Source organism: Haloarcula rubra, assembly GCF_019599465.1.
Taxonomy (GTDB): Archaea; Halobacteriota; Halobacteria; order Halobacteriales; family Haloarculaceae; genus Haloarcula; species Haloarcula rubra.
Genome location: NZ_RKLR01000010.1, coordinates 64,764 through 84,252, shown reverse-complemented (window position 1 = coordinate 84,252; position 19,489 = coordinate 64,764). Strand labels below are relative to the sequence as shown.

The 19,489-nt window shown below is 55.3% G+C and carries 13 protein-coding genes and 3 pseudogenes; 8 read left to right on the top strand and 8 right to left on the bottom strand.

From position 1 onward, the window contains the following. Positions 1–555: 555 nt before the first annotated feature. Both EGH21_RS19070 and EGH21_RS19065 read left to right on the top strand, forming a co-directional pair. Positions 556–843, top strand: a complete 288-nt coding sequence (locus tag EGH21_RS19070; protein WP_220619996.1) for a hypothetical protein — start codon at positions 556–558, stop codon at positions 841–843. A 1,040-nt stretch (positions 844–1,883) separates the two neighbouring features. Further along, a complete protein-coding gene (locus tag EGH21_RS19065) occupies positions 1,884–2,138 on the top strand; it encodes a hypothetical protein (protein ID WP_220619995.1) in 255 nt (84 codons plus the stop codon). Positions 2,139–2,301: 163 nt separating this feature from the next. On the opposite strand, the gene EGH21_RS19060 is transcribed toward EGH21_RS19065, so the two are convergent. Continuing rightward, a complete protein-coding gene (locus EGH21_RS19060) occupies positions 2,302–2,709 on the bottom strand; it encodes a helix-turn-helix domain-containing protein (protein WP_220619994.1) in 408 nt (135 codons plus the stop codon). A 776-nt stretch (positions 2,710–3,485) separates the two neighbouring features. Here EGH21_RS19060 and EGH21_RS24875 point away from each other — a divergent pair. Next, the gene (locus EGH21_RS24875; RefSeq protein ID WP_483867063.1) at positions 3,486–3,638 is read left to right on the top strand and encodes a DUF7837 family putative zinc-binding protein; all 153 of its coding nucleotides are present in this window, start codon (positions 3,486–3,488) and stop codon (positions 3,636–3,638) included. Between the two features lie 63 nt (positions 3,639–3,701). Further along, entirely contained in the window at positions 3,702–4,112 is a 411-nt protein-coding gene (locus tag EGH21_RS19055) for a TRAM domain-containing protein (RefSeq protein ID WP_220619993.1), read from the top strand. Between the two features lie 554 nt (positions 4,113–4,666). Here EGH21_RS19055 and EGH21_RS19050 read toward each other — a convergent pair. Next, positions 4,667–7,585, bottom strand: coding sequence for an HsdM family class I SAM-dependent methyltransferase (locus EGH21_RS19050; RefSeq protein ID WP_220619992.1), 2,919 nt, complete (start codon positions 7,583–7,585; stop codon positions 4,667–4,669). Positions 7,586–8,077: 492 nt separating this feature from the next. On the opposite strand from EGH21_RS19050, the gene EGH21_RS24615 reads away from it, so the two are divergent. Continuing rightward, positions 8,078–8,737: an aldo/keto reductase gene (locus EGH21_RS24615; protein WP_220619991.1), complete on the top strand. Its 660-nt coding sequence runs from the start codon at positions 8,078–8,080 to the stop codon at positions 8,735–8,737. A 321-nt stretch (positions 8,738–9,058) separates the two neighbouring features. Here EGH21_RS24615 and EGH21_RS19040 read toward each other — a convergent pair whose 3' ends face one another. Together EGH21_RS19040 and EGH21_RS19035 are read right to left on the bottom strand one after the other, a co-directional pair. Beyond that, the gene (locus EGH21_RS19040; RefSeq protein WP_220619990.1) at positions 9,059–11,239 is read right to left on the bottom strand and encodes a heavy metal translocating P-type ATPase; all 2,181 of its coding nucleotides are present in this window, start codon (positions 11,237–11,239) and stop codon (positions 9,059–9,061) included. A gap of 127 nt (positions 11,240–11,366) precedes the next feature. Beyond that, positions 11,367–11,791: pseudogene (locus EGH21_RS19035) on the bottom strand (universal stress protein); the annotation flags it as partial. Positions 11,792–11,909: 118 nt separating this feature from the next. Here EGH21_RS19035 and EGH21_RS19030 point away from each other — a divergent pair. Continuing rightward, positions 11,910–12,346, top strand: a pseudogene (locus EGH21_RS19030) (DUF302 domain-containing protein). Between the two features lie 272 nt (positions 12,347–12,618). On the opposite strand, the pseudogene EGH21_RS19025 reads toward EGH21_RS19030, so the two are convergent. Both EGH21_RS19025 and EGH21_RS19020 read right to left on the bottom strand, forming a co-directional pair. Beyond that, a pseudogene (locus tag EGH21_RS19025) lies at positions 12,619–13,089 on the bottom strand (transposase); the annotation flags it as partial. A 267-nt stretch (positions 13,090–13,356) separates the two neighbouring features. Then, positions 13,357–13,974, bottom strand: coding sequence for a cupredoxin domain-containing protein (locus EGH21_RS19020; RefSeq protein WP_220619989.1), 618 nt, complete (start codon positions 13,972–13,974; stop codon positions 13,357–13,359). A gap of 581 nt (positions 13,975–14,555) precedes the next feature. On the opposite strand from EGH21_RS19020, the gene EGH21_RS19015 reads away from it, so the two are divergent. Beyond that, on the top strand, positions 14,556–15,050 hold the full coding sequence (locus EGH21_RS19015) for a hypothetical protein (RefSeq protein ID WP_220619988.1): 495 nt from the start codon (positions 14,556–14,558) through the stop codon (positions 15,048–15,050). Positions 15,051–15,852: 802 nt separating this feature from the next. Here EGH21_RS19015 and EGH21_RS19010 read toward each other — a convergent pair. Further along, positions 15,853–16,392: a redoxin domain-containing protein gene (locus EGH21_RS19010; protein ID WP_220619987.1), complete on the bottom strand. Its 540-nt coding sequence runs from the start codon at positions 16,390–16,392 to the stop codon at positions 15,853–15,855. A gap of 132 nt (positions 16,393–16,524) precedes the next feature. Here EGH21_RS19010 and EGH21_RS19005 point away from each other — a divergent pair, with 132 nt between their 5' ends. Beyond that, a complete protein-coding gene (locus EGH21_RS19005) occupies positions 16,525–16,746 on the top strand; it encodes a HalOD1 output domain-containing protein (RefSeq protein WP_220619986.1) in 222 nt (73 codons plus the stop codon). Between the two features lie 270 nt (positions 16,747–17,016). On the opposite strand, the gene EGH21_RS19000 is transcribed toward EGH21_RS19005, so the two are convergent. Beyond that, positions 17,017–19,125 (bottom strand): PAS domain S-box protein, encoded by a 2,109-nt coding sequence (locus EGH21_RS19000; RefSeq protein WP_220619985.1) that lies wholly within the window; start codon positions 19,123–19,125, stop codon positions 17,017–17,019. Positions 19,126–19,489: the final 364 nt, after the last annotated feature.

Here is a 19,489-nt window from a genome sequence, read left to right as displayed (position 1 = left end):
ATATCGAACTCAACTATCCTAATACGGAACTCAATAACTTCACTCAAAATCAAAAAGTCAACTATGAACACATAATTGGCGTATACTGTCCCATCAATCAGAAAAAGAATTGATCTCTCTCGTAATAAGAATCGCTCGGTCACTACTATTGTAACTAGAGACGGCATAGCGGGTTGGCCGAGACGACCCTCCAGCATCTTCGAGAAGTGGGACCGGGTACGGTCGGGTCGGTGCCGAAGAAACGTCGATCATCTGAACCGAATACCGAGGCTGCAGCAGGCCACCGCCTCTGTCCAGAACGACAGCACTTCGCTGAAAACTGATTACGTCCTGCGGAACTCGAATCCACTCGGGGTAGACTCTCGTCAGGCCGAAGCCGACGAGTTCCTTCCCATGTCGCTCTCTTTCAGACCCTTTCGGTTACGGATCCTCCGCATGTCAACCGGAGCATTCGATTAGTGTATCGCCGAGGTCGGCATCGCCGCCGCCAGCTGCTCCGGGACAACCGCCGAATCGCCCTTCGAAGCGTATTATCGGAAACCGTGAATCGATACAGTGGCAACAGTGGACACCGGATTGAGACTGCTCCACCACGGGGAGAAAGGCCCCGACGAACACACGGTCTGGCGAGAGATGATCGGGCCGGCGTCGCCGACGTCGTCCGGGACGCCCGATGCCCGGATCGACCGGTTCCGTGAGGATCAGTTCGTCACCCTCCCGAACGAGGCCTTGTCTGAACTCGAGGAACGGTACTGCGTGATAACGCCCAGGGACTCTGACCAACCGACACGACCGTGGGCTCGAAGTCCGTCAGGCGCTCGACGACCCGACGACCGTCGATGACCCGATGACAGTCGACGAACTGGCGGCCGGTCTGGGACCAGGTACAACCGACGTCCGAGGCCAGATTGCAGATCTCGAAGCGGTCAACCGGGTCAGGTGAGATGGCGAGACCGCTCGACTAGTGGAGTGAACCGACTCGGTGTCAAGTGGAGTCACTCGGTTTGCTCCAACTGTAGAGCGCCGACTCGTTCTGTCGACGCCGTCGCCGAGCGACAGGGAAGACAGACAGGGGGCCGAACCCGGGGGCTTCCACACGGCCACGTGGCCCACGAATCAGAAGCCAATCGCGGGAACTGAGCCTGTCTGTCGACGTCGACTTCACCCACCAGGGGACCGCGGTCCTCACACCCACACACCCTCATGCTTCAGCGCACCTGTCTGTCGACGTGACGTTGACCGCACCGAACCCCCAGTAGGCCGCGGTGCTCACACCTACTGTCCATTGCCTACGCACGCTCGCCTCTCGAACCTGTTCAGGCACCTCCCATGTCCACCCCGGTGCAGCCGGACTGCCCGTTCACTCTCACCTGGCTGGTGGACTGTCGGTCCTGTCTGTGCCCACTCTCTCGACGGCTGTCGCCGCTCATACCGCACATGGACCTATCAGATTCTACTAGATACCGCCCACATACCGCATGGTGGGATTCGCACCAGTCTCTCACAGTCGAATCAGTCTATGCTCTCGCTCTCGTGGACCCCCCTCCTAGTTCTCCGCAAGGGGGGTGGGGGCCCATATAGTGTCGTTCGGGGCAGATAGGGGGGAGGTAGGGTGCTGGCATCATGTGGTTTTGGGTAGGGTGCTGGAGGGGTATGGTGCTGGCACCATGTGGTTTCGGGTAGGGTGCTGGATAGGTAGGGCTATGGTATGAGGGGGTGTGCGAGAGGGGTAGGGTGCTGACATGATGTAGTTTTGGGTAGGGTGCTGGAGGGGTATAATGCTGGCACCATGTAGTTTTGGGTAGGGTTCTGGGTGGGCATAGTGCTGTCACCATGTGGTTTCGGGTAGTGTTTTTTCATACTGTGGTGTCAACACCAGAGGGGTGAACGGGGCTGTTGCCTTGCTGGTGTTGGGTGGTCTGGTGCCCCTCTACCACCCCACCTATCAGGCAAGTGATATAGATTTGGCGCGGGTTGTTCACGAGGCTGGTCAGGTGGTGTTCCCGTGGAACTGGCGGGCGGGCTGTTTCTCGCTGGCCGTCGGTAGTGCTGTCCTCGGATCCGGAAGGCGCGGCCTGTTCGTCGGCCTGCCCGGTGTCGCCGTCAGCGCCGGGGCCAGAGTCTTCGCCACTCAGTAGGGCTTGAAGGGTTTCTCTGAGTTGGTCGCAGCGTTCCTTTTTCGGGGTCCATCCACAGGACCCGCATTTGAGACGTCTGTCGGTGATGGTCTCCGTGGTTGGGTCGACGGTCTAGCGAAGTACCGTCCCTACTCTAAATGTAGTCCCCCTTTCAGTGCCTCTCCTAAGTGTCCGATGAGTAGACTCCGCCAGAGCTACTGTAACTGTCCTCACTGTCGGTCTCACGCTGGAGCAGTTCTTCGATACCCTCCTCGAAGAGCACCTCAGCGAACATTGTCGCGCGGTACGAATACGCAAGCGCACCTTCGGTCCGATTCTTCGCTCGCGTCTCGACCAGGCCGACGTCGGTGAGTGCCTGCAGGTGTGACTCTAACGCGTCTGCCTCAGTGTCGAACGCTGTTTGGAGCGTCGATTTCGACATTTCGCCGTGCTGGATGAGATACCGAACGAGTTCGAACTGTGATCGGGTACTCAGCACCGCAAGCATTTCGAGATAGGCTTCGAGGGTGAGGACGCTGTTCTCGGGTAGCACGTTCTCGGGCTCTGGTGGCTTCTCACCGGACATCGACATGCGTTGATTCGACCCGACTGTTCAAGTGGATTTCTACGCTGGGGTGAACATTCTGACTCTGGACGAACGTGAGGTCACAGGGTTTCGGCGGCGCTATGAGCAGTGTGTCCGCCTAAGGACCGGCGTGCGCTCAGTAGGCCTTCGTCCTATTTGACCGTGGGGCTCCCCCTCTCCGCTAGTAGGCATCTGTCGTGGTGTGTGGCTCCCTTCTCGATAACGTCGGCTCTATTCCCGCAAGTATAAACAGAGAGTGAGGTCGGCATGGTTCAGTAACGTCGTCGGTCTACCAGTATACTGAACAACGGGGGGTGGTTGCGTCGTCTCGCTACCACTACACTGAAACGGGGGTAGATTGCGTCGTCTCACTACCACTACACCGATATCCCGAGGGTTTGCGACGCCGTCGAGCTATCCTGGTTGCACACAGAGGGTGAGTGTAGGGCGACCGTTCAGAACGACGTCGGACTAGCTTATGCTGGAATGTCGTACCGACAAAATTCAGTCCCACCACAGGTGTCACACCTGTCTGTCTCGGGAGCAACCGTTGTGCCGCACTGTCGACATTCGACGATGACGTCCGCTTCGCTGTCTGCGAACAGGCGAGTCAAGACTGTGCGGACACCCATAGATTCGAACGTACCGACAGTACTGATGTAGTACTTCTGGATGCTCGGTGACTATCGTATTCGACAGGCGACGGGGCGTTCCCTGCCAAACGTTTACTATTCCAGCCGTTGGAGGAAGACGTAGCGAATCTACTTCCTCGTCCTATCATCGTGGATCGTGATGCGTCGACACTCGGTCAGTGCCCGGAGTGTACCGAACCTATTCCAGCCGGGTGGGTGTTAGTCGAGTACGAGAAAGACGACGGGACGACTGGCATCTGGGCCGAGTGTCCTGCCTGCGGAGAGGTTGTCTGTCCTGACTAATTTTGGCAATAGACTCAAATGGGTAGACTCTAAGATTTCTAACCAAGAGGCTATCTTAGACAGATGGAGATTCCGACACACCTTCGCAGTTTGTTTACTGCTGATGTTGAGGAGACCGAGGAGTCGCTTGTGATTGAGGTTCCCAAGACAGAGGTTGACGCTGGCGTGATAGACGCTGATGAGACGTATCGGGTTGCGCTTCTCCCGACGGATTCAGAGAATCAGCGGCCCGAGAGTCCATCCCAGTCGGATACCCATGAGGCACCCCAGCCGCCTGTCGAAGAGGGTGAGACACGGCGTGTCGAGATTGAGAATATCGGCGACCAGGGCGATGGCGTGGCACGCGTCGACCGCGGTTACGTCATCATCGTCCCCGACACGGAAGTCGGTGAACGCGTCGCCGTTGAGATAGAAGCTGTAAACCAGAACGTAGCGTTCGCCTCGGTCACTGAACGAATCAGCTACTACGACTGACCTTGTTCTTGATTTATTAGATGAGGCCTCTACACCGGATCTACCACGACTGATAACGAGTTGGGGTAATAACGAACAGGCTGATGCTAATGTGTTCAGCGATGTCTGGAGCGGTCACTACCAGTGTATCATCGCGAGCGATTTTGTTGCCCGAATTGCCGGTACTTGACCAACCGCAGATTCAGAGCGGGTGTAGAGAGAATTACCCGCCCTGTTAGGTGCCTCTGATAGCCCGCAATACATGGTCTGATGCATGTCTCATAGTTTTATTGGCAAAATCGATAATCCACCGGAAATCCCTGAGGATACCCCAGCAAGACATCAACGCCCGGCTATATTCATGTGGCTTCAGACCTGGTTTGAGAGTGTGAGCGTGGTGTTTTCTTCTCGATAGAGGTGTGATTTCGGCTTCCGATCACGCACTCAACGTAGCACTATACCCATCGGTTTAGTCAGCCCAGTGTATGGCTCGGACACAGGTGACAGACTGTACCGAGACCCGAACGCCCGATGGCGACGACGTTGACGAGGACGGACTTGAGTAGATACCCTGCTCAGAAGTCACTGAGGTTCGTATTCATACTATCGTCATTATCGGGATCATAGTCTGGAATCAATGAATCTAAGTTGTAATCATCGAAGTCGTCAATATCTTTGATCATCACGTTTTCATTCGCTGCTCCTTCAATTCGCTGACTCATCATACCTCTATGAGCAGCCTGTAGTTCCTCAGGGGACATATCGAGTTCGAGGAACTCCAGTATTACCCGATCCAACTCAGCTCTTGCGTCAGTCTCACCGCGGACCATTCTCTGACCGGCGTCCTTGATTCGTTCTCTCTGTGAGTCAGACATCAGCTCCGGATTAGGGACCGGGACTGAGGATACTTCGTAGGTGAGCAGTTGCAGTGCGCCGCCACCCTCATGACGACCCCATAACTCAAGCATTATTTTATAAACAGTGGAGTTTAATATATATTGGATGACATCCTCATATCGAGTAACATCTATACATTGAATAGCGTTCGTTGGCGCAAACCCACCAATATTGTCCACGGTGAATACTCTCTCGTTATAGAAGACTGGATGGAGTACTTCAGGAACCAGGAGTTCGCCCAAATTAAACCACGGCGTATTCTGCTCAGAGACAGTCCTCCCCTCTGGAACTCCTTCGTCTTCTCCGTGTTCAAGATACCTTAGCGTAGAATTATATCCATCTTCACGCAATTGCTTTTTAACTTCTTCTGCGAGATTACTATTAGAACGCAACCCAGATCTCTGGGCTTCGACCCCTTTTACATACTCACTGAAGTCGAGCAGATATTGATCTGTCTCTGTCAAGGTCAGTGACTCCATATCCCGAATAGAACGGATAGCAGGCTTCAAGAACCGTTCATCAATATCCCATTGAGAGACTTCCTGCTCATCGAGCAAGAAGAATCCATTATTCCCGGTTTTATTGCCAAATGAAACCTCTGCAAATTCTTCTAATTCTACCATCTTTTTGCTATTTACAAGAGGAATAAATGGGCTCGGACCATAGAGATAATATCCTAATTTTTGTCCACCCTGTTCCTCCAGATGCCGCTGTGGGACACTCACTGTCCGATACTCGTCAGATACCTCGATATCGAACAACTTGTCGTCTGGTACAGAACGTTGATATCCCGCGATAGAAGACAGGTCCTCAGGAGATAGCTGCTCTTTTACACGGATAAAATCAACAACGGATTCCTGGCGTTCCTGTTCGTCCTCACATCGCTCGACGAAGAGTAAGACCGTGTCAACAAGTGCAGTAAATGCTCTATCTGAGAACCCGACTACTGCATGGATCTTTGTTTGGTCGTACAGGAACTCCTGGAAAGACTCACCATATTTTGTAATCAACCATTTCGTTGGAACAATGAACCCGAGACGGCCACCATCTCTCAGGAATTGTATGGCATGTGTGATGAAGTAAATATAGGCGTCTGATTTCTTCGACAGGCTCTTTCTACCACTGTAATAGAGCTTAGAATTATTCCCGGCGAAATCTTTTAGATGAGAGCGGAAATGTTCCTTATTCGGGTACAAGTTTTCCTGGCGGATATATGGCGGATTAGCTACAGCAGCGTCAAAGTTGCCCAGCTCGTCACCGTCGTCATCGCTTCTCGGAATACGTTTGTCTTGTGGGGAGAGTGTAAAGAATGAGTCATTGAAAGTATGCAGCTCACGGGTCTTCTTTTGGATATTCCTCGAAGAGAGGTTAAGTGCCGTTAGATGAAGCGGAAATCGATTAATATCAACAGCAACGATATTGTCGACGATCTCTTGATGAGTCGCTGTTGGGTTTACTTGCTGGATTCGGTGGTATGCCTCAACAGTAAAAGTCCCACTCCCTGATGCTGGATCAAGTACCCGTGGGATATCCTCTGAATCGGGTTCAATGGCCCAGTTACAAATCGCCTCTGCGATATCGGGGTGTGTGTAGAACTGACCAAGGTCCCTACGTTCGCTCTCTGGGATTAGTTCCTCGTACAGTTCACCCAGGAGGTCTTCATCAATTTGGGAGATCTTTTTTGCTTCAATGCTACCCAGGAGATCGACAATCGCCTTCCGGGTTTTTGCATTATGTGGGTAGTCCGCAAATAGCGACGAGTCTTCGTCAAACACTGGCTCATAATCGATTTCATCCTGAATTTCCTGAAATTGTTGTTCGATATGTCGATCAACTCCAGACTCAGAGATCCCATCAACGAGTGAGTCGAGCGCAAAGCCACTTTCAGTCTCGACCGGGTCTGGAGTTTGTTCCCGAACTACCTCGTAGAATAGAATCTTGTTCGAAATTAAGTATGCATACTGTTTTGCAGCTAGAGCGAACTGTTCAGACTTGTCCAAAGAGGAGTAATCGTTCTCAAGGACCCATTCGTCAAATTTGTCTGTGAATGTTGGATCGGTGCCGTATTTTTCTCGAGCCAGTGCTTGAAAAGTCGGCCAAATTGAGGTGTGGAACGAGCGAAGAAGGCCAACAACTCTATCTCGCTCCCCTTGCTTAGGGAGTTCCCCTCTGTTTGTTAGATACTGGACCGCATTTAGAATCGTCGGGATGCGGTCGTTTAGTGATTGATCGTAGAGATCCACATCCCGCATGTTGAGGTAGTAATACGGTATTTCAGCAATTTCTATCTGCCCGCTGTAGTGGAATAAGAAAAAGTCATTGGAGTTGCATGTGGCGAAGTAGTCTACACCAGTTGCATCTGCATAATCTCTGGCTTGTTTGATTACATCAGAATTCAGTGGATAAACACTGTCTTTTTTGATTTCGATAACGAGACTACCTGTCAAGTCAGAGTCGACAAAGATATCTGCCCGCCCACGGTCGTTGTTTTCCTCAATCCTTACTGAATTAAATGGGGAGTCTTCACGATGGATGTAGTCTCGCAATCGAGTGAAAAAGATGCTATGAAACTCTGCTTCGGGTGGCGATTCGCTCATAGTGACCCGAAGTAACTCATCTGTCTTGATACTGTGGGTTGTGTTTGAAATATATAATATATCGACAGACGTCGTCCCATTCACGTGCTGAAACTCGGCTTGCGACGGCGATAGTCGCAGCGTCTGCTCGGCCAGCGCCAGCACCCTTATTCAACACGATACTCTCTCCGCTATCCAGAGCTGGCAGAGTCATTTGCAAGAAAAGCAGAGGCCTACCTGCTGACCCTGAACTCGGCAACACAGACCGAGCGCCACTCAGATTAGCCGTATCGTCGTCACGACCTCCCGTCCGGTCAGTCGCTACCCATATCCAGTCCAGACGCCTTCCATACGCTCGAAACCGCCATCGGACCTGGGCTCTAACTCGACCTTCCGCTTGGGACCGTGCATGGGCTCGTAGACGAAGCCGTCGACGGTGGCGTCGGTCACGCCTCGACACCTTGCACCAGATCGCCGACCAGCGAGTACCTGGGTCTCGAACGATTCGTGACGATGCCGGACCACTACAATCTCGTCTACCGCGAGGGTGAACGGGAGATGTTCTCCTTCCGTGAGAAAGAAGACATCGGTGCCGTCCCGTGGTTGCCGCTCGCAGAAGGATATCTCACCCGTCCCCGAGGTGACATGATGGCGACGACCCGCGGTGAAGTGCTCACCGAGTCGTACGAGGAGTACCGCATGGGTGGCGGCCCAGACGTTAACAAACGAGTTGCGGAACTCGCTGCGGAGAAGGGAGTGACGATGGCACACCTCTCGCTCGCGTGGTTACCTATAGATGCTGACCACCTCACTGGGCCGAAAGCGGGGGTGGCGAAAAGACAGGGGATGACCGAGGGTCTCAATTCCAAGCGGGGAAACTCGCGGTCCTGCTCTTTTGGGATCCTTGGCTTCACTTCGAGTTCTGAATCGAAGTGCTTGTCAGAGGCAGCCGTGATCCCATACTATGCTACCCGGTCACAGGGTATAGGTCTGGCTTTATTCCAGAAAATCAAGACTGGTCAGGAATTGGTGACCAGTTCGGTGCCTGAGAAGGGCGTAGTGAGCCAGGGAGATAGAATTCACCCTCACCAGCATTATTCGTGTTCGTTCGATGGTGTCGTCTTGCCATACACCGAAGCGTACGATGTTGACAGGACTCGGAATTCTCGATAACTGTCTAACCCGTTTTTTACATCCTGTCGGAGAATCACCGAGCGAGAATCGATCAGCACCGCTGCGTCAGAGGTTGCAGTGGAACAGCGATACCCTGATCGGGGATTGCTATGTGCTGGTCGATGTCGGGTGGTCGCCGACCATACAGACGCTCTTGGGTGAGAAATCGAGTGGCCGACGACCGTATCGTGACCTTGCACTCCCGACACAAAAACAGTCGGGGGATACCGAACGGTTTTGCCTGGATTACTCGCTCCGGTCACTCCGACGGTTCACTCGTCTTCTGTGACGACCACGGTCTCTCGACCACCTGTAACGTGCTCATCCACGATAGCCGAGCAACCGAAGGCCGTTCAGCGAGACGAGGACCGTCGAGCCCTCGTGACCGATCACTGCGAGCGGGAGCGGGATACCTCGGAGGAGGATCGTGCTGACCATGAGTGCAATCGCGCCGAAAGCGATGGCGAGATTGATAGTGAGCGTCCGGCGGGTCTTGCGTCCGAGGCCGAGGACGTAGGGAATCTTGCTGAGGTCGTCACCCATCAGTACCACGTCGGCAGTGTCGAGGGCGACGTCGGTCCCCGCGCCGCCCATCGCTATGCCGAGGGTTGCTGTAGCGAGTGCTGGGGCGTCGTTGACACCGTCACCGACCATCGCTACGTTCTCGTGTCGCTCGACCAGTGCTTCGATAGTCGCTACTTTCTCTTCCGGCAGCAACTCCGCTTGGACCTCGTCGATCCCGACCTCGTCGGCGATGCGCTGTGCGACGCGTTCGTTGTCGCCCGTCAGCATGACGATGTGCTCCACCCCCAGCGAGCGGAGCTCGTCGATCATCTCGGCAGCGTCGGGGCGAACGGTGTCGGTGAAGGCGAGCCACCCCAGGACGCTGACCTCGCCGTGACGCTCGCGCGCGACGAGAACGCTCGTTTTCCCCTCCGCCTCTAGGGTTTCGAGCCGGTCGAGGCCCGGTTCGAGCCCATCGATTGCTGCGTCTCCGAGAACGGTAGCGAAGTAACTGCGATTCCCAATGTGGGTAGTTTGGCCTTCGACGTCTGCTTTGACCCCTTTCCCGGCGACTGACTGAAACCGCTCCGCGTCAGCGACGTCGAGTGCCCGATCCGCTGCCGCCCTCACGGTCGCACGGGCGAGATGGTGTTCCGAGCGGGCCTGCACTGCGGCCGCGATGGAGAGCAGTCCCTCCTCGGACAGTGTGTCGTCAACCGTCCCGTCGCGGACGAACACGTCGGTCAACTGCGTGTCGCCCTGCGTGAGCGTGCCGGTTTTGTCGAACGCGACTGCATCGATGCGTGCCGCGGTCTCGACGTGTTCGCCGCCCTTGAACAGGACCCCCTGTCTGCCGCCGGAGGCGATTGCCGAGAGGACTGCCGCGGGGGTCGAGATGATGACCGCACACGGCGAGGCGGCGACCATGAGCGTCATCGCTCGGTAGAAGGTCCCCGTGAACTCGTTCCCGAGCGCGATCGGAATTGCGATAGCTGCAATTGTGAGCCCGAACACGCCGAGGACGTACGGTTGTTCGAGACGGTCGATGAGCCGCTGTGTCGGTGCCTTCTCGCTCTGTGCGCGTTCGACCATGTGGATGAGGTGGTTGATAGCCGATTCGTGGGCCTGCCGCGTGACTTCGATTTCGAGACTCCCGCTCTCGTTGATCGTCCCGCCGAACACCTCGTCGCCGGCTGCCTTCGGAACGGGGACGGACTCGCCGGTGAGCGAGGCCTGATCGACCGTTCCCTCGCCGGACCTAACGACGCCGTCGAGCGGAAGTTTGTCGCCGGGACGGACGACGAACACGTCACCGACCGCGACTTCGTCGATTGGAACGGTCACCTCCTCACCGTCACGCAGGACCTTTGCTTCGTCCGGGCGCATCTCGACGAGCGACTTGATCGCCCGGCGTGAGCGCCCGATAGCGTAGTGTTGGAGCGTGTTCGACAGCGAGAACAGGAAGAGGAGCATCGCCCCCTCGAACGGTGCCCCAATCGAGAGCGCACCGAGCGCAGCGACGATCATCAGCAGGTCGATATCGACCGCGCGGTGGCGGAGCGTCTGGATGGCTCCCTTGAGTCCGTACCACCCGCCGAAGACGTACGCGACGCCGTAGCCGGCCCACATCAGGACTGGCGGTCCGTCAAGCCATCCCGTCGCCAGGCCGGTCACCATGCCGACCAGCGTCAGACCGACGAACACTGCTTCCCGTCTGAGTTCCGAGCGAGTGGTCATCTCGTCGGGTGCCGCGTCGGGGGCATCCTGGATCGAGACGTCACGGTCGCGCACCGCTTCTCGAAGCCGTTCTTCCGAAATGACGTTCTCGTCGTAGGTGATCCGAACGTTCCCCGTTCGGAACGAGACGTCAACGTCGTCGACGCCGGGCCTGTCCCGGAGGTGGCGTTCGAGTGCTCGCGCTCCCGCCTCGCCACGACCGCCTCGACGTTCGATCTGGAAAGTACACGTCGATAGCGGGGGTGATTCAGTAACGGTCACGCGTTCGCTCCATACGGTGTGTGTTGCTTTTGCATTGTGGGTCTGTCACTGTGTCCTCGTCTGACCGCATGCGAACGGGTTCTCGACACTCTGGCGTGGCTCGTGTCCTTCTGGGCTGCACAACTTCGCTGATGATGGTCACGGGGATCCGTGCTCGGCGGGTGACTGCTTCGGAAACGCTCCCGAGGAGCGTACGGTCGATTCCTGATCGGCCGTGGCTACCCATGAGATCTGGTCACTGTCGTGGTCGTCAGCGTTTTCTAGGATCGCTCGTGCCGGTTTTCCGACTTCCGTGACAGTCTCGAGTTCGGTATGCCGTTCGGCCGCGAGGTCGGTGGCCGTCGTGTGAGTTTTGGTGTCTTCTTCTTTCACATTCTCGTGCCAGTCCGCAGCGACTGGTAAGCCCCCAGCCTCCACACCGATAACGGAGTCCACCGGATTGATGACGTAATTCGTGGTGATGGACGCGTCAGGGACGGTCTCGATAGCATATGTGAGCGCACGCTCAGAAAGCGGGGCGCCGTCGAACGCGACGAGAACGTTGTCAGGCATACCAAAACTGTTGGTAGTGGATTGAAATGAACATACTGCTCCGCAGATCGAGTGACGTCGTCCGCGTCGTCACTGCGGTGAAACGCGCCGCCGCAGGTCGCACAGGTCGACACGGACAATGCTCCCTATCGACCCGAGCCAGATCGGTCTAGAGGATATCGGCGAAAACAGCTCACTCTCGAGATGTCTCACGAGGAGGCGATAGACCACGTCCACGACGTGTTCACCGACGCTGGATTTGGCGTCCCAGTCGAGTTTTCACCATCTGAGATGCTCAACGAGAAGGTCGACGCAGGTCGCGACCCGTACTACGTGCTGGGCGCGTGCAATCCCGGAGTCGCTGGCCTCGCTCTCGACGTAACAGATAGCAAAAACAGTGTTCTCATGGCCTGTAACGTTGTTATCTGGGAAGAAGAGCCTGGCCGACAGCGCGTTTACCATGTCTCCATCATGCGCATCGCCCGCCTCATCGGAATAGCGCCCGACAACGAGGAGATGGCAGCCATCGTCGCCGACACCGGCGAGCTCGTCGACGAGATCTTCCAGAACCTCTGATTTCGCTGGCACACGTTTGACGCTGACTACACTGACAAACTCGAAGACGACTAGTAACTGTACCGATTCCCTTGGACAGAAGAACTACCCAGACCACAGCAGGGCTGCGCCACCACGAGACAGGTTCCACCAAACAGCGGCAGTGCCACGAAATCTCGTTTTACGGCCCCCTCTTCTTGTCAATTTGTATGGCTTTGTCAAATAGCCTCTTGTCGCATTGGACCGACGTTCGACTATGGTGTTCCCGATCCGCGTCAACGACGTCATGAGCAGCAGTGAACGTCCAGAATGGCTTGGCTTTCTGTGTCGACGAGAGCTGTCGCTTTGAGCGTCTGAACCCGGTAATTCGTCCGACGGCAGTAGTGCTTGCTCGCGTTTTCGCGGTCGAAAAACGTCGCGTCAATGGCGGCGTGACCGCTCGGCTTGTGCAGCTGCGCCGACAGGCGCAGCAGCACTCGCCAGAGTGCTGTCTTGATTCTGTCAAACCACTTGATTAGCGTGGAGTGGTCTGGGAGATCGGCCGCGTCGAGGCCGATCTCCCCGAGTATTTGTGGCATCTCGCTCAGCAAATCAAGTGCTTCGCGGTAGGATTTTTCCAGATAAACCCGCAGACAGTGCAGCGACACCACCGCATACTCGGCGAAGCCGCCACCCCCTTCGGGGGCGGCGACTTCGCCTCGCTCACCAACAGCATTTTTAGCTAACTGAACGACTTTGCTCGTGAAGCGGGAGATCTTCGACATAGAGCATCAGCGGTTTCCCGCTTCAACTTCCTAGTTCTGACGGTCGAAGCCGACGCTGTCCAGCGATTCACCAGAGCCGTTTCACTCGAACAAACATTCTGAGCGTTTTGCGGCGCATCTCGGCATCGTTGGCTGACGTAGCATCATGGGGAACCACGGTGACGGCGTTCTCGGAAGTATCTCTGTAGTGAGAGGTATCGTCACAACAGACAAAAATGGGACAATATGCTCAGTATGCCAGTGAAAACACTCGAAGAGGCTACCGCGTTAGCCTTCTTCGACCGGTGTCAGAAGTGGTCGTTTGCTCTCGGGTGCGAGGTCGCTCCAGGAGACCGAACCCTGATCGACGATGTTCTCGGGTGTCATAACGGGGTCGCTCAGCACGAGGCCGGCCGTGAATTCCGGTGGGCGAGATTGTTCGGAGGGTGCCGGTGCTTCGCCGACCGGATTCGCACCAGGGCCTGTGGCCGACCCGACAACGATGCTCCCGACCATCCCGAACAGTTCGTGTGGTGCACACATGATGTTGTGCACGCCTTCGGTCTGGAACGTGTACAGCCAGTAGTCGCCGGCGGCCAGAATCGGCGACGAATACGGTGGCACGTCCGATGGCACTCGCTGTGTGTAGCCGAATGCCGGATGATAGGCGTTGATATTGTGGTGTGGGGTCGCCAGATTGAACCGGACCGTATCGCCGACGTCGATCGCGAGCCCCGTAGGTTCGAAGTAGAACTCCGGAATCGGGATGTTCTCGCGTGGTCGGATCTCGAGACTGATAGTGTGATCCGGCTCGACCGGTGGTGATTCATCACTGGTCCCGATGTATCCGAATCGGGGATCGATTGCTTGGCTGTCCGTCTGCTGTGAGGTAGTGGTCTGTTGCATCGTGGTTGTCGTTTCTGTGGATTCGGAGGCATCTGTCGAACTACTACAACCGGCGGCGGCTGGCATTGCTGCTGCGCCTAGTGCAGTCAGCAACCGCCGGCGGGACATCTGTAGGGTTGATGCCCCATCCACCCCATGTGAGTTATCTGCCATTACGGGTTGGGGGATGAGTGGTATATTGATTGATGTGTCGGAACCCTCAATATTAGCAGCTATTGTCAGGTGTACTCTCAGGTCTAAGTACGTAATCGTATCTGTTCTGTCCGTTTTGTGTCTTGCACCAGCGGTATCGAAAGACACTGCCCCAGTAGTCTGCCCTACTCCCGTTGTCGACGTTGGCGACGACCGAGTGCTGATCAAGTGTTCGGTAGCGAATAGACAAGCCACACATTCACACGTTCGAAAATTTGCTGAGACTGTCACCGCTTCCCAGTGACGGTATGGTGACTAGATGGCATGTCTACTGTTCCATCTGAATATTATAGGAGTGTTACACATTACCTAATCGTGCTAACAGTTAACATGGCGAGGTCCGAATTCAGTTTGTCGGTACCGAACGTGCAGCACCAGACGTGATCACCATGGCAACTAAGCAACCGACTGCCGGCGGAGAGGAACAGATCGAACTCGAGTCACGGTTGCGGAATGGTTCTCTGCTGATGGCTCTTGCAGGCGTTGCGTTCATCGGCTACGGCATCGTCTTCCTGATTCTGAATTTCGTGGGGAGTGGCTTCGAACTTGGAGTGAGTACGCTCGGTGGCATGACGAAGGCCGATTTGAGCCCGACGGTGGCATACTACATCAGTCACCTCCACGTTGCGACGGCTGCATTCATCATCTCGACAGGCATCGCAGTCACAGCCCTCTCGTGGTACGGAGTGCGCCAGCAGCTCACCTGGGCGTGGGCGACCGCAGTCGTTGCCGCTGTCGTCGGATTAGGACTCGCGTTACCGATGCACTACACAGCAGACGCATTCGCTCACGATTGGCTGACTCACCTCGGCCCCATCTATCTGGCGACGATAGTCTTCGTCGTCGGCGTTGTGCTGGCGTACCAGGGGTTGCAATCCTCGTAGCTAGATGAGCGTGTCGACAGCCACGGTCGACACGCTCTCGAATTGCCTACGCGGCCCGACGCTTTTGTTTCCGTTCATCGATGGGACGACCCATACCCCGATACCTCGTACGAGACCACCGAGGAAGACTGACCTGTGGATTAATTGATCACAGCCGAACCAGTCTGTGTAGGGTAGTTAGTGTTCAAACCATCGGCTAGATGTTCATTCTGACTCCGTGTTTCCGATGGTGTGAAACCATCGTCTTTCTATTCACCAACGACGTCAAGATATGCGTCGATGATGCAGCTCTTTCGGTGAGCCACGTGGAGATAGATACGGAGATCGTTCTGGGTCTTACATTCCAGTTCGCAGAGAGGGCAATCGAACTTGATTAACTGCTTCAGGTGGTACGTTAACATATGAGGGGAAATACGCATATCGTCCCTCCAAGGAGTAAGGCTCTGATTCGGTACAGATGTACGTCTATCGCGTACTCAGTACTGTGACAGCAGTATTCAGTAGGTCGAGCCAGACAAACACTATCACGGTATCATTTCGATCCTCAACAATATTTGGGGGCTGTCCTCGGTAACCATCACAGACGCACTCTCTGACTCTGAAACTGGGAGTTCCACTCCACAACCGTGACACCGAATCAAACTGAGGGTCTCACCTCCTCCCAGAATCGTGTATCCAATCCGCTGTCCCGTCTCGTTACGACCAAACGACTCTGTACAGTTCGGACATTCGGTGTTTGGGTCTTCGGATGACATTGAATATGCGTGGAGCGTAGTCGTGCCTGGTAAGTCGTAGGACTGTGCTACTCTTCGGAATACTCGACTGTGAAATCGATCTCGTCAGTCTCGAGTTCGACACCAAGCCCCGAGAGACGATCAAGTGCTGCTTTGACAGGGACGAAATCTGGCTTGGTGTAGGCTTGCTCGGCTGCCCACGAATACTGGACTGTCCGATCGGAGTCGATCAGAAAGACTGCCCGTTTGGGTACACACTCGTGATCTTCCCACGATTCGTATCGAATATCGAATTTTTCCGCAGTGGTGGCGTGATAATCACTCAGTAGCGGAAACGTCAGATCGTACTCGTCGGCGAACTCGCGATGGGCGTACGTACTGTCACCAGATATCGCCCACACGCTTAGGTTCGGCGTGAACTCGAACCACTCCGCATCCCGAATTGCACAGAGTTCTGTCGTACAGACTGGACTGAAATCGAACGGATAGAAGAGCAGTAGAACGGCCCCACCATCCGACGTAGCGACCTCTAGGTCGAGCGTAGTCGTCTCCTTTTCAATAACGGCTGGCAGTTCGAACTGTGGGGCTTGCTGACCCTCTGCAATCATTAATATTATGTCAAGTACTACAAACACATATCAATTATGGTAACAACAATTTTTCATGGATCACAATCAGAAATTGTCGTGACAACCAATTTGTGAGTATAAATATATGGCATACGCTCGTTAGATCTGGTAATGGGTAGGAGGCCGCCGTCATGGCAGGTTGTGCAAGCAGTTGCAGATGCAGAAAACACAGACCCATCTGATCTCCCGACCCCACTTTTCGAGACGATTGATACAGAGGCTCTCGATCAAATATTCGATTCGCCACAAGACAATCGGACAATACACTTCGAGTATCTGGAGTACGAAATCACTGTCACAGCAGGCGGAGACGTCTCCGTTAACCGAGAGTGATAATCGGTCACACCAACACGTGGTCCGAACTTCTCGGTTGCGCGTTCGACGAACGCGAGGACACCAATCACTGAGCGTCTCACAAGGCGTCTCGGCCGGCACGAACCTCTCGGCAGCGTCGGCTAGGTCACCTCACGCGGAATAACGACCACCGTGCGCCCAGAGTTGTACCAGAGTCGGCAGCGGTGTCGCCGTCGACGTCGGGAAGCAGTCCGAACGATTCGGTGAACAGTAGGCGTACGACTGAATCAGTAGAGCGCTCGTACTCGATTATTCAACGAACTTGACGCCAGTAATTTCAAATCGAGCGCCACCGGACTCGCTGTCAGTCACTTGAACGTCCCAGCCGTGTGCCTCAGCAATTTCCTGGACTATGTTGAGACCAAAGCCAGTCCCATCGTCTAGGGTGGTATAGCCAGCCTCGAACACTGTAGCGCGCTCGGCATCGGGAATCCCGGTTCCGTCGTCGGCAACGTAGAACCCACTTTTGCCGTTTAAGCCGCCGACTGTAACAGTAACGTCGGTGCCCCCGTGTTCGACTGCGTTACGGAACAGGTTCTCTAGCAGTTGTTTCAGTCGGTTCGGGTCGGCATGGATCGTCTGGTGGACTGCAGTGACGAGTGTCGCATCCGCCGTTGCGACATTTTGCCAGCAGTCTGTGGGTATTTTTGCGAGCGTGACTGATTCGGTCTCATTGACGCGGTTGCCCTCTCGGGTCAGTTCTAGGAGATCGTCGATCAGCGTGGCCATCCGCTCGTGTGCGTCGGCCACTCCATCGAGGTAGTCACTGTCGCACTCAGCGCGTGCTAGGTCCAACCGCCCTTGGGCGACAGTCAACGGGTTCCGCAGATCGTGCGAGACAGTATCCGCGAATTTTTCCAACCGCTCATTTTGTTGTTTGCGTTCCCGCTCCTGCTGTTTCCGCTCGGTGATGTCCCGGACGACACAGATGAGTCCACCGCTGTCGGTCACAGTCAAGGAGAGCTCCTGTGGGAACGTACTGCCGTCCTTGCGGGTCCCGACCGCTTCACCCCGCCAGCTCCCATTCTCGTACAGTTCTGGCAATATTTCTGCCTCCAGACGATCACGCTCGTCCTTACCGTAGCACATCTGCCACGTCTCCCCGAGGAACGCATCTGGCTCCTCGTATCCGTAAATATCCGCATGTGACTGGTTCACGAAGACGTACTCGTCGTCTGCGTCGAGAATCGCCATCCCGTCGATCGACGCTTCCATCGCGGCTGACCGTACCTCCAGTTTCCGCTCGTGCTCTTTCCGCTCGGTCACGTCGATGTGTACACCGACCAGCCGCTCCGGATTATTGTTCTCGTCGTAGACGACGTAGCCGCGCGATCGAAGGGTCCCGTACGTGCCGTTCTTTTTTTCGAAGCGGTAGGTCTCATCGTACCTAGTCGCCGGATTCTCGACGGCCCGGTCTACTGCTGCGAGAACGCGGTCACGGTCGTCGGGATGAATTCGCTCCCGCCACCAGTCGGCACTGGTCTCGATGGCCGACGAATCGTATCCAAACATCGTAAGGTACCACTCGTTGCGAGTGACCTCGTCGGTTCGGAGGTTCCAGTCGAAGAACGCGTCGGTGGATGCCCGTGCTACCAACTGGTGCTTTTGGTGGAGGTCTTCCTGGGCAGTGATATCTTGGACGGTACAGATGAGTTCATTTCGGTCGGTCGCAGCGACAGTGTGGTCTTCGAGGAAGATACTGCCATCGGCGCGCAGTCCCGTCGTCTCCCCGTGCCAGATTCCCTCTTGCTCGACGGTGGGAAGTATCTCGTCGTGAACAAAACCGACTTCCTCAGCAGGGTAGATAAGCTCCCAGTGCTCGTCACACATCTGCCCGGGGTCATAGCCATACAAGTCGGCATAGGCCTCGTTCACATAGATGAAGTGGCCATCGGCATCGAGGATACTGATACCCTCGCGTGCGGTTTCGATAGCGTCAAGCTGGCGCTGACACTCTCGATTGGTGCGGGCGCGTTCGACGGCGTTGTCGATGCGGTTTGCCAGCATCGCATACTGATCATTCCCCCGTTCTTTCTGGACGTAATCGGTGACACCGGCCGATATAGCGTCGCTTGCGAGTTCCTCGCTGCCCTCTCCCGTGAACAGAATGAACGGCAGGTCGGGATACTCTTCGCGAACGACATCAAGAAATTCGAGGCCGTTTTGGCCAGGCATATCGTAGTCGGACACAACGCAGTCAAATTTCTCGTTGGAGAACCGATCGAGTCCCTCGCTGGCGCTGGTCGCTGTTGTGACCGTGAAACGGTCGTCTTCACGCTCGAGCATCTCGGCCGTCAAGCTCACCATTCCCGGGTGGTTATCGACGTGTAGAACGTGAAGATTTCCCGTTTCAGTCATGATCCATGTGGTGACATTTTCGTAGGCGTGAATAAATCCGAGGTGCCAGTTCGCAGAAGAGATAATCAAGTGAGTCACTAGGCTGGACACAGGCCGGTGTTCGATAGGAGCATTTCACATCCGAGGGGTAGTCCTGCACACTGAGCAAGTGTACCAATCGGTTAGTGTAATCCAGACGACAAGATTAAACCGCAACTTGCACAATAATAGAAAATTCTCGCTCATCAAAAGGACCTTCTGTGGATATGGGGATAGCAACAAAAACGAGTACCATACCCACACAGTACACGAACCGGCCGACAGTACGGTTCGGTGTGTCAAAAATAGCGAGACAGTTCAGGTATGAGTCCTCTCGGTTACCACT